General features: G+C 61.0%; 7 protein-coding genes. 3 read left to right on the plus strand and 4 right to left on the minus strand.

The window, feature by feature from the left end; translation table 11 throughout:
- Positions 1-53 precede the first annotated feature (53 nt).
- Positions 54-3,116, plus strand: a complete 3,063-nt coding sequence (locus KW821_RS06265; RefSeq protein WP_218290803.1) for an efflux RND transporter permease subunit — start codon at positions 54-56, stop codon at positions 3,114-3,116.
- A gap of 13 nt (positions 3,117-3,129) precedes the next feature.
- Positions 3,130-4,164, plus strand: coding sequence for an efflux RND transporter periplasmic adaptor subunit (locus KW821_RS06270; RefSeq protein WP_218290804.1), 1,035 nt, complete (start codon positions 3,130-3,132; stop codon positions 4,162-4,164).
- Between the two features lie 59 nt (positions 4,165-4,223).
- On the opposite strand, the gene pyk is transcribed toward KW821_RS06270, so the two are convergent.
- Both pyk and KW821_RS06280 read right to left on the minus strand, forming a co-directional pair.
- Positions 4,224-5,663: a pyruvate kinase gene (pyk, locus tag KW821_RS06275; RefSeq protein WP_042654937.1), complete on the minus strand. Its 1,440-nt coding sequence runs from the start codon at positions 5,661-5,663 to the stop codon at positions 4,224-4,226.
- Positions 5,664-5,824: 161 nt separating this feature from the next.
- Complete coding sequence (locus KW821_RS06280; protein WP_042654936.1) at positions 5,825-6,682, minus strand: MurR/RpiR family transcriptional regulator; 858 nt, start codon at positions 6,680-6,682, stop codon at positions 5,825-5,827.
- A 344-nt stretch (positions 6,683-7,026) separates the two neighbouring features.
- Between KW821_RS06280 and glk the strand changes: the two genes are divergently transcribed.
- A complete protein-coding gene (gene glk, locus KW821_RS06285; RefSeq protein ID WP_218290805.1) occupies positions 7,027-7,995 on the plus strand; it encodes a glucokinase in 969 nt (322 codons plus the stop codon).
- A 640-nt stretch (positions 7,996-8,635) separates the two neighbouring features.
- Here the strand turns inward: glk and KW821_RS06290 are convergent.
- Positions 8,636-9,994, minus strand: a complete 1,359-nt coding sequence (locus tag KW821_RS06290) for an ATP-binding protein (RefSeq protein WP_218290806.1) — start codon at positions 9,992-9,994, stop codon at positions 8,636-8,638.
- A gap of 39 nt (positions 9,995-10,033) precedes the next feature.
- Positions 10,034-10,708 carry a response regulator transcription factor gene (locus KW821_RS06295; RefSeq protein WP_042654933.1) on the minus strand — a complete coding sequence of 225 codons (675 nt, stop codon included), beginning with the start codon at positions 10,706-10,708 and terminating at the stop codon, positions 10,034-10,036.
- Positions 10,709-11,544: the final 836 nt, after the last annotated feature.

Here is an 11,544-nt window from a genome sequence, read left to right on the forward strand (position 1 = left end):
GGCAGGAAGCCAGGCCAGCGGAATGGCCGATAACAACAACTCAGGAAGAGTGAATGAACCTCGCCAAAACGGCGATCGAACGCCCCATCTGGGTGGCGGTCTCGGTCGTGCTGATTTTCTTGCTGGGCCTGCTCAGCATCCGGGGGCTGCCGGTCCAGCTGTTCCCCGACATCGAACGTCCCCACCTCAACATCTCGGTGAGCTGGCGCTCGGCCTCGCCCCAGGAGATGGAGTCTGAGATAACCGACCCCATCGAGCAGGAGATGCAGGGGGTGCAGGGGCTGATGAGCCTCGGCAGCAACAGCTACCCCGGCTTCACCGAGATCAACATGGCATTTGCGCTCGGCACCGACATGCAGCGGGCCCAGCTCGACGTCATCTCGCGCCTGAACCGGGTCTCCGGCCTGCCGGACCGCATCGATGGCCCCTACGTCAACAACTACAGCAGCAACGACACCCTCACCTTCTTCTTCATCCAGCAGCTGCCGGGGGCCAAGGGGGAGATCGATGATCATCAGGCGCTGATCGAGGCGCGGGTCAAGCCCGAGCTGGAGCGGATCCCCGGGGTGTCGACCGTGGAGGTGGAGGGGATCAACGAGCGCCAGATCCAGATCCGCTTCGACCCCTATCGCGCCGCCGAGCTGGGGGTGGAGATCCCAGTGCTCGCCAGCCGGGCCAGCACCGGCTGGGATGTGTCGGCCGGCACCCTCGACATCGGGCGCTGGGAGTACAAGCTGCGCTTCGCCGGTCGCTATGACGTGGCAACCCTGGGTGACAAGGTGGTGGACTGGCGCGACGGCCTGCCCATCTACCTGCGGGATGTGGCCGAGATCCGGCTGGCCCGGGAGGAAAACCCGGTGCTGCGCATCCAGAATGGCAACACCGCCATCGCGGCGCAGATCTTCAAGGAGAGCGGGGCCAATGCGCTGGCGGCGCTGGAGGGGATCAAGGCCAAGGTCGGCGAGCTCAATCGCGACGTGCTGGAGCCGGTCGGGCTGCACATGGAGCAGTCGTTCGATGCCTCCCTCTACATCAACCGGGCGGTGGGCATGGTGACCGCCAACCTGGGGCTCGGCGTGCTGCTCTCCTGCGCCATCCTCTGGCTCTTCCTGCGCCAGCTGAAGGCGACCCTGATGATAGCGCTCGCCATCCCCATCAGCATCATGCTCACCTTCTGTCTGCTCAAGATGCTGGACAGGACCCTCAACATCATCTCGCTGGCGGGCATCGCCTTCGCGGTCGGCATGGTGCTGGATGCGGCCATAGTGGTGCTGGAGAGCATCTATCGGCGCCATGAGCGGGGGGATCTGAGCAAGGCCGAGGCAGCGCTGGCGGGTACCCAGCAGGTGTGGACCGCGCTGGTGGCCTCGACCCTGACCACGGTCGCCATCTTCCTGCCGGTGCTGCTGCTCAACGACGTGGAGGGGCAACTGTTTGCGGATCTCGCCCTCACCATCGCCTGCGCCGTGACCGTCTCCATGCTGGTGGCGGTGACCGTATTGCCAGCGGTGGCGGCGCGCTGGATGGGGCGCGAGCGGCTGCTCGATCCCTACGATGGTTTGTGGCGGCGTACCACCCAGCGGGTGATCCGCTGGACCAACACGGCCCCCAGACGCTGGCTCATCATCACCCTGATGATGAGTGGGCCCGTGCTGGCGAGCTGGCTGCTGCTGCCCAAGATGAACTATCTGCCGGACGTGAAGCGGGATGCCATCGATGTGTGGATGACCTTCACCCCGGGCGTCAATCTCAAGGCCCAGCGCGAGGAGGTGATCGACACCCTGATAGCCCGGCTGGCGCCCTACATGAAGGGAGAGCAGGAGCCGGCCCTCAAGAACTACTACATCTTGCGCTATCCGGGCGGCGCCCAGATCGGGGTGCGCCCCAGGGATGAGGCCAGGATCAAGGAGCTGGAGCGCCTGCTGATGGACGACTTGCTGGTCAATATCCCGGATACCAAGGCGTTCGGTGGCCAGGGCTCGCTGTTTGGTGGCTTCGGTAGCGAGAACAGCATCTCCCTGCTGATCCAGGGCGGGACCCTGCCCGAGCTCTACCAGGCGGCCCGCGAGAGCATGGCCATAGTGCAGCGTGACTTGCCGGGGGCCCAGATCAGGCCGGAGCCCGGGCTCGACTTCACCGCCCCCGAGCTGCGGCTGGTGCCGCAGGATCGGCGCCTCGCCGAGGTGGGCTGGGATCGTACCCCCATGCCGACCATCATCCAGACCTTCGGCGATGGCCTGCGGGTCGGCGAGTATTTCGACGGCGAGGACCGGCTCGACATCCTGCTGATGGGGCAGAGCTCGGCCAACCCGGATGAGCTCAAGGCCGTGCCGCTGGCCACCCCGTCCGGTCGCATAGTGCCGCTCGGCGAGCTGCTGCGGGTGGAGCACAGCCTGGGGCCGGCCAGCATCTTCCGGGCCGATGGCCGGCGCAGCATCCAGCTGTTGATAGAGCCACCGGCCGGCATGAGCATGGAGCAGGTGCTCGACACCCTGCAGACCAAGAGCTTCGCCGCCATCCGGCCGCTGTTGCCGGCGGGGGGTGAGCTGCAGGTCGCGGGCAACGCCGACAGCCTGCAGCAGGCGCTGGACAACCTCGGCGGCATCTTCCTGTTCGCCATCATGATACTGCTGATCCTGCTGTGGGGGGTCTTCGCCTCCCTCAAGGATGCCATCCTGGTGCTGCTGACCCTGCCGCTCGCCACCGTCGGCGGCGTGCTGGCGCTGCACCTTAGCGGCCTGCTGGTGCCCTTGCCGATGGATCTCTTGACCATCATCGGCTTCGTTATCCTGCTGGGGCTGGTGGTCAACAACGCCATCCTGCTGGTACATCAGACCCGGATGGCCGAGAGGGAGGGCATGAGTCGTCAGTCGGCGGTGGCTGATGCGCTGCAGAGCCGGATGCGGCCCATCGCCATGACCAGCCTGACCAGTATCTTCGGCATGTTGCCGCTGATGCTGAGCCCGAGCGAGGGCAGCGAGATCTATCGGGGGCTGGCCACCGTCATCGTCGGCGGCATGAGTTGCAGCACCCTGTTTACCCTGATCCTGTTACCCGCCTTCCTGCGGCTGGGTGAGCAGGTCGACGTGCCGCACGCCCTCCGGCAGCGGGCCTGAGCAAGGAGCTCATATGAAACGAGTGATGACAAGGATGATGCTGGTCGGCGTGCTGGGGTTGAGCCTGCCGAGCCAGGCCAAGATGGTGACCCTGGCGGATGTGACCCAGGGGGACGCGTCCGCCAGCATCTGGGTCAGCGGCACCGTGGCGAGCCGTCAGCAGGCGGCGCTGAGCGCCGAGGTGAGCGGGCGGGTGGAGTGGATCGCCGAGTTTGGCAGCCGGGTCAAGGCGGGGGATGAGTTGCTGCGGCTCGACAGTGCGGCGCTGCGGCTCTCATTGGAGCAGTCCCAGGCCGAGCAGGCCAAGTGGGACAGCAATGTGCGCTACGCCCGCGCCGAGTTCCAGCGCCTGGATCGGCTGCGCCAGCAGAACAACGCCTCCCTCAGCCAGCATGACAAGGCGCGCTATGACGTGGAGCAGGCCGAGCTGGCCGAGCGGCTGGCCCGGGTGCAGGTGCGCCAGATCGAGGAGCAACTGCGCAGGACCCACATCTTCGCCCCGTTCGATGGGGTGGTGAACGATCACTTCATCCAGCCGGGGGAACACGTGGATGCGGGCGAGCGGGCGCTGGAGCTGGTCAACCCGGATCAACCGGACATCCGGCTGCGGGCGCCCATCATCTGGGCCGGGCAGCTGCCAGCCCAGGCCCGGCTGCGGGTCGAGGGCGATCAGCTCAGCAGCCATGCGGTCTACTATCAGCGCGCGGCGAGCGCGGATCCCAAGTCCCGCCTCATCGAGCTGCGCCTCAAGCCCGAGCCGGGTCAGTTCATCATCGGCTCGCCGGTGCGGGTGGCGTTGCCGCTCGGGCAGCAGCAGACCATGTTGCTGCCACGGGATGCGCTGGTGCTCAACACCGAGGGCAGCGTGGTCTATCGGGTGGAGCAGAGCGGCGAGGAGTTGAAGGTGAACCGGGTGCCGGTGACTGTGCTGTTTGGCGACAGTCAGCAGGTGGCGGTGAGCGGTGCGCTCAAGCAGGGGGACAGGGTGGTGGTGCGCGGCGCCGGCAGCCTGCAGGACGGCGACAAGGTGGAGCTGTTTCGCGGCTGATCCGGCCATGGCCCCATGAAAAACGGCTCCCGCGGGAGCCGTTTTTGTTGACGGGCGAGTTACTCGACCATCATCACCTTGCAGGTGTTGGTACTGCCCACGGTTTCCATCTTGTCACCGTGAGTCAGCAGCACCATGTCGCCGCTCTGGACCAAGCCCTTGGCCTTGAGGGCATCCAGCGCCTCGCGGCACACCTCATAGACCGGCTTGCTCTCGTCGCCGTCAAACAGCACGGGCGTGACGCCACGGTAGAGGTTGGTCCAGGCCAGGGTCTTGTTGTGGGGAGACATGGCGAAGATCGGCAGGCCGGAGCTGATGCGGGACATCAGCAGCGGTGTGGTGCCGGACTCGGTCAGTGCCACGATCGCCTTGACCCCTTCCAGGTGGTTGGCGGCATACATGGTGGACATGGCCACGGCCTCTTCTACCGAGGTGAAGGTGTAGCTCATGCGGTGGTTGGAGACGTTCAGGCTCGGGTGCTTCTCGGCGCCCACGCAGACGCTGGCCATGGAGGTCACCGTCTCGATGGGGAACTGACCGGCGGCGGTCTCGGCTGAGAGCATGACCGCATCGGTGCCGTCCAGCACGGCGTTGGCCACGTCCATGACCTCGGCACGGGTCGGCAGCGGGGCGTTGATCATGGACTCCATCATCTGGGTCGCGGTGATCACCACCCGGTTCAGGCGACGGGAGTGACGGATCAGCTTCTTCTGCACGCCCACCAGTTCGGGATCGCCGATCTCGACGCCGAGATCGCCACGGGCCACCATGACGGCGTCGGAGCCGAGGATGATGTCTTCCATCGCCTCGTCGGTGGCGACGGTTTCGGCGCGCTCGACTTTGGCCACTATCTTGGCGTTGGAGCCGGCCTCGCGGGCCAGTTCGCGGGCGTAGCGCAGGTCGTCGCCGTTACGGGGGAAGGAGACGGCCAGGTAATCCACGTTCATGCGGGCCGCGGTCTTGATGTCTTCCTTGTCCTTCTCGGTCAGGGCCGGGGCGGAGAGACCGCCGCCTTTCTTGTTGATGCCCTTGTTGTTGGAGAGGGGGCCGGCCACGGTCACCGCGGTGTGAATGCGGGTGCCTTCGACCTGTTCGACTCTCAGCTGTACCCGGCCGTCATCCAGCAACAGGATGTCGCCTGGGACCACGTCGTTTGGCAGGCTCTTGTAGTCGATGCCGACCTGCTCCTGGCAGCCTTCGCCCTTGCCGAGTGCGGCATCGAGCACGAACTTGTCACCGATGGCCAGGTAGATCTTGCCATCCTTGAAGGTAGAGACGCGGATCTTGGGGCCTTGCAGATCGCCCATGATGGCGACATGACGGCCGAGCTTGGCGGCGATTTCACGCACCTGGGTGGCGCGCAGGATATGATCTTCAGGAGTGCCGTGAGAGAAATTCATCCGCACCATGTCGGCACCGGCGCGGATGATCCCCTCGAGGATGCCGTCGCGATCGGTCGCCGGACCGAGTGTGGTTACAATCTTTGTACGTCTTGGCATGAAAGACTCCAATGTGAAGTTGATATGACTTGAAATACTGCCCCGTCAAGCACATGGCATGGCGCCCGCTTGCAGGCCATCTGAGTGGCCTTATGTTATTAAATTACAATACTACACCAAGCTGGATGGCATAGACAGCCGGGGGACGGGCCCCCGAACCTTCAGGAATTGTGCGGGGTATCGAAGCGGGATTCGCGCAAACCTTCTTTGACTTTCTTCAGGTTTTCGCGAAATTTCATGCCACGGCGCAGGGTAAAACCGGTCGCCAATACATCTACCAACGCCAGCTGGGCGATGCGGGAGGCCATCGGCATGTAGACGTCGGTATCTTCCGGTACATCCATGGAGAGCACCAGATTGCACTCGCGTGCCAGCGGGGAATCCTTGGCGGTCATGCCGATCACGGTGGCGTCGTTTTCACGGGCCAGGGCCGCGATCTCCACCAGCGCCTTGGTGCGGCCGGTGTGGGAGATCAGCACCACCACATCCCCTTCGCTGCTGTTAATGCAGCTCATGCGCATCATGACGATGTCCTCGAAGCTCACCACCGGGATGTTGAAGCGGAAGAACTTGTTCTGGGCATCCCGCGCCACGGCCGAGGAGGCACCGAGGCCGAAGAAGCTGATCTTCTTGGACTGGGTCAGGATATCGACGCAGCGATTGATGGCGGAGATGTCCAGGCTGTTCTTGGCGGCATCGAGGCAGGCCATGGTGGACTCGAAGATCTTGGCGGTGTAGGTATCGGGACCGTCTTCCGCCTCGACATGGCGATTCACATAAGGCGTGCCGTTGGCCAGGCTCTGGGCCAGGTGCAGTTTGAAATCGGGGAAACCCTTGGTATCGAGGCGACGACAGAAGCGGTTGACGGTCGGCTCACTGACATCAGCCATCTTGGCCAGGGTGGCAATACTGGAGTGGATGGCGGTCTGGGGCGATGCCAGGATCACCTCCGCTACCTTACGCTCTGATTTACTGAAACTTTCTAAGTTGTTAGTGATCTTATCGAGGGTATTCATCATTACCACCAGGCATTTTTGTAATTTAACTTCAGTGTCTATGCACTAAATTCACGGTCAAGCAGCTTTCCTATCGACCCGATGACTATACAAGACAAGCTCTTACCGAAACTAATCTCGGCCCTGTAAAGTATGACTCATGTCTAATTATTTCGTATTTTGGGTTACAAACTTTCATTCAGCCCCTGAAAACGCTTACAAATGTTGCAAAGCAACAACACTGTGAGCGAGTGCACAGATGCATTCATCAAAGGCGCCGCCCGGGGGAGGGCTCGGGTAGAATCGCAGCCAAATAACAATGTCGGGACGGTAAGGGCCGCCCCGAGTCGGTAACGAAGGAGTTTGTTATGCAGCATACCCATGCGCTGGTCGGCGACGTCGGCGGCACCAACGCCCGGCTGGCCCTCTGTGAGCTGGCAACCGGTGTCATTTCCCAGGCAAAGACCTATTCCGGCCTGGCTCATCCCAGTCTGGAGGCCGTGGTGCGCCTCTATCTGGATGAGCATCAGGTACAAGTGAGCCAGGCCTGTATCGCCATTGCCTGCCCGATCAACGGCGACTGGGTCGCCATGACCAACCACAGCTGGGAGTTCTCCATCAGCGAGATGCAGGCCAATCTCGGCCTGACCCGGCTGCAGGTGATCAACGACTTTACCGCCGTCTCCATGGCGGTGCCCGTGCTGACGGAGGCCGATCGCATCCAGCTGGGGGGGGCGGCACCGGTGGCCGGCAAGCCCATCGCCATCTATGGCGCAGGCACAGGCCTGGGAGTCGCGCACCTGGTACAGGCCGGCGAGCAGTGGCTCAGCCTGCCGGGGGAGGGCGGTCATGTGGATTTCGCCGCCAACAGCGAGGAAGAGGATGCGGTGCTACAGGTGATGCGCGCCGAGCTAGGCCACGTCTCGGCCGAGCGGCTGCTCTCCGGTCCCGGCCTCGTCAACATCTACCGCGGCCTGGTGAAGTCCGATGGCCGTGAGCCCGAGGCGCTGCTGCCCAAAGACATCACCGAGCGGGCGCTGGCGGGCTCCTGCCTCGACTGTCGCCGCACCCTGAGCCTGTTCTGCGTGCTGATGGGGCGCTTTGCCGGCAATCTGGCGCTCAATCTGGGCACCTTCGGCGGCGTCTATATCGCCGGTGGCATAGTGCCCCGCTTCCAGGAGTTCTTCCTCGGCTCCGGTTTCAGAGTGTCATTCGAAGATAAAGGACGCTTCAAACCCTATCTGAAAGATATCCCTGTTTTCCTCATCACCCACGAGGGGCCGGGTCTGCTCGGCGCTGGTGCCTATCTGCGTCAGTCCCTCGGGATCCGGCTCTGAAACAGGCCAAGAAAACGATTTCACCATGGTTCAGCCTTGATTCAGTGACCCTGGTGTAGAGTGATCCCACGTACTCAAGAGGGCGGGTCTTCATAAGGAATTGAAACCAGCTCTCACCCGCTGGGTGCGTTTGTCACCTGACAAGCCTGAACTGTTTCACCGGCCCTCGCGGCCGGTTTTTTTATGCCTGTTCGCCTCGAATTTCTTTGCCTAGCCGTCATTCTCCGCCATCACAGTGCGAGCGACTCAGTGGTCACTCCGCCCTGCAAGCCGTGCCAGTTCGGCCATGGTACGGCTGGCTATCGGTTGGCTAGGGCGGCTTTGCCCGTCTTGTATTGCTGGAGAGGTTGCTGGCCAGAAGGCGGGTCTGCTCGATACGGGAATCGATGGTCTGAGAGTTATGGGGCGGTGCGGCTGGTGCTGGCCCTTGTGAGCAGAAGCAGCAGTTGTTGAGGCCGGAAGAGGGGGGATGGTAGTCGACCTTGGGGATCGCATTCGTGCGAGCGTCGCTGGTATCGAGTCATGTCACGGTGCAGATGAGCCTTCTGATGCAGCTCGATGAGAGGTACGCTTTCGCGGTCAGACGGGCCGGCATGGGCCATGGACTGATCCATAGCCCATGCCTTGGGCCCCTGCGGTATCAGGGGAGTGTCATGTGGAATCTGGCGCCGCCGAGCGGTGACTCGTCCACCCGGATCTTGCCGCCGTAGCTGTGCACTATCTCGGTTACCACCGCGAGGCCTATGCCCTGACCACAGGAGCTGTCGGCCCGTACCCCGCGCTGGAAGATCTGCTGTGACTTGCCGGGATCGATACCGGGGCCATCGTCTTCCACCACGATGAGCAGGTTGTTCTCCTGGCGACGCACCTGCACCCGGATCTCGCTGATGGCGAACTTGCAGGCGTTGTCGAGCAGGTTGCCCATCAGCTCCATCAGATCGCCCTGCTCGCCGCTGAAGAAGACATCATCATCGAACTGGAAGCTGGTCTGCAGCTTCTTGTGGCGATAGACCTTGGAGAGGCTGGCCAGCAGCTTCTCGATGAGTGGTACCGGCTCGGTGCCCTTGCTGGCAAGGCGCTTGCGGCCGGTGACGGCGCGGCGCAGCTGGTACTGGATGATCTGATCCATGGTGGTGATCTGTTCGTTGATGTTGTCATGGATGTCGTGGCCGAGCTTGAGCTCCTGCGCCGTGATCTGGATGAGTGCCAACCGTGTCTTCAGGCTGTGAGCCAGATCGTTCAGGGCATGCTGGTAGCGCTGGGTCTGCTGGCGTTCGTTTTCCAGCAGTTGGTTGACCGATTCGGTCAGGGGCTGCAGCTCCCGTTCGTAGTCGTTGGAGAGTGCCTCCCGCTTGCCGGCCCGGATCTCGTCTATCTGCCGCGCCATGGTGCGCAGGGAGGAGAGGCTCCAGAAGCTGGTGAGCAGCAACAAGGCGCCGAGCAGGCAGTAGGAGAGCAGCGCCTGGCGGATGCATTGATAGAGGTAGGCCTGGGTCTGGGCCAGATAGCGTTTGGCGGAATCGACCATTACCACGTAGTAGGTGGTGGGTCCCTTACCATGATTGCGCAGGAAGCGCAGACTGTAGATGAAGTAGCTCTCGCCATTCTTGATGGTGTGGAGCTTGAAGAAGTAGTCCTGATCCAGCCCACCCAGGTGCTTCATCAGATCCTGACAGATGGTCTTCTTGACCGAGATCACTTCAGGTATATGCAGGCTGGACCAGCTCAATTCTCCATCGGCCCGGCAGATGAGGGTGTCGAGGTTGGGGTCGATGGCATCCGGGGTGATGTTGCCGAGATCCGTGATGGCACGGGGATCCGGTTGCTTGGAGGAGAACAGCTTGGAGAGGTTCTCCTGCATGCGAGTGCTGGCCTTCTGGGCCTGCTCCTCGGTGTGGCCGAGGTAGAGGATATAGACCGAGAAGGACATGATGATAGCGATGACCAGCATGGCACTCATCATCAGCTTGATGTGGAGGGATCGGCTGATCAGATACATAGGACGCTCATTGGCGGAGAGGGCGACAAGATGCGGCGCTCAACTGCATGAAAGATTAAAGATATAACCTTGACGCCGGATGGTGGAGATGGGGGAGACTGTTCCTTCCGGATCCAGCTTCTTGCGCAGCCGGCTCACCATGACCTCTATGGTATTCGGGTCCCCTTCACCATCGCCGTAGAGCTGATCCAGCAACTGCTGCTTGGAAACCACCTGGCGGGCATTGCGCATCAGGTACTCCAGGATCAGGTACTCGAAGCTGGTCAGCACAGTGACTTCCCCAGCGATGCTCAGCTCCTTGCGAGACAGATCAAGCTCGTATTCACCCGCCTTCACCCTGGGGGAAATGAAGCCGGCGCTGCGGCGCACCAGGGCGTTGAGACGGGCCAGCAGCTCGTCTTTCTGGAACGGTTTGACCAGATAATCATCGGCACCGGCCTCCAGCCCCTCTACCTTGTCCTGCCAGTTGCCACGGGCAGTCAAGACGATGATGGGGAAGGGGATCTGTTGCTCCCTCAACTGGCTGATGAGTTGCAGACCGTCCATGTCCGGCAGGCCGAGATCGATGATGGCCACATCGATGGGATAGTCGCGAGCATAATGCAGCGCAATCTGGGCGCTGTCGGTGCTGTGGACCTGATTCTGGGCCTCGGTCAACAGCGTAGTGAGATGGTGATTGAGCAGCTTGTCGTCTTCGACCAATAGAATTTTCATAAGATGCATGATTATGAGGGTCCAGGCTGTCAATTAGAGGGTGTATAGGAAGGAGAGTCAATGCGGATCCTAACCAGTCACCCCTGTATCGGGACTGAATCACATAACCCTTTAGAGGATGCGTCACTCCCTGACGATGAAAGTGATGGTCAATGCAGGCAGCTCGGTAGTTGATGGATGGTGAGGTGGGGCAACCAAGTGTGTTAAATGAAGCCTCCAAACAGATACCACTACAACATTTGCTAGATTGTAAGGTATTGAAAAATTTTCGTTTTTTATTATTTCAACTAACATATAGTGTGTGGATTTTAGTGAAGTGACAAGTTTAAATAGGCTTGATGCTACACCGCCAGGAATCCAAATGAGGCCTATCATTGGTGCGGCAGTCTCTTATGTTTTGACTGTTCATCCTTGGGGAAAACGAGATAGAATCCGAGGTTAAATCGGGTTGATGGCTCTAACTGCCAAGATGTGAGTAATGCATGCATCCTGCGTTTTCGGATGTGTAACGTGATTTGGGATCATTGTTAAGCATCGATCCAAGACAAGAAGCTGGAGGATATGATGACCAACAGCGCGCACAATCGGGTTAAAAGCAGCATGCTGGAGGCTGTAATTCAGGGGCGGTAGCCAGCTTTTGGGTTTGTAATCGGTGAGTTATCGAGCTTTTTGATGTTGATGTGCTAAGCCATTCCAACTTAGAGCTATCAGAGCCTGTAAATCCAATTGTGTAACCGCCCACGAATAAGTAACTTTTTCAAAAGGATACCTTCGTGGGTAAGCAAATGGACCAAGACAAACTCAAAGCACTGGCTGCTGAGCTGGCCAAAGACATC

The sequence above is a fragment of the Aeromonas sp. sif2416 genome, assembly GCF_019218665.1.
Taxonomy (GTDB): domain Bacteria; phylum Pseudomonadota; class Gammaproteobacteria; order Enterobacterales; family Aeromonadaceae; genus Aeromonas; species Aeromonas encheleia.

Coding starts and splice junctions, on each gene's coding strand:
- KW821_RS06265 (WP_218290803.1), top strand. CDS start 54: ATGAACCTCGCCAAAACGGCGATCGAACGCCCCATCTGGGTGGCGGTC.
- KW821_RS06270 (WP_218290804.1), top strand. CDS start 3,130: ATGAAACGAGTGATGACAAGGATGATGCTGGTCGGCGTGCTGGGGTTG.
- pyk (WP_042654937.1), bottom strand. CDS start 5,663: ATGCCAAGACGTACAAAGATTGTAACCACACTCGGTCCGGCGACCGAT.
- KW821_RS06280 (WP_042654936.1), bottom strand. CDS start 6,682: ATGATGAATACCCTCGATAAGATCACTAACAACTTAGAAAGTTTCAGT.
- glk (WP_218290805.1), top strand. CDS start 7,027: ATGCAGCATACCCATGCGCTGGTCGGCGACGTCGGCGGCACCAACGCC.
- KW821_RS06290 (WP_218290806.1), bottom strand. CDS start 9,994: ATGTATCTGATCAGCCGATCCCTCCACATCAAGCTGATGATGAGTGCC.
- KW821_RS06295 (WP_042654933.1), bottom strand. CDS start 10,708: ATGAAAATTCTATTGGTCGAAGACGACAAGCTGCTCAATCACCATCTC.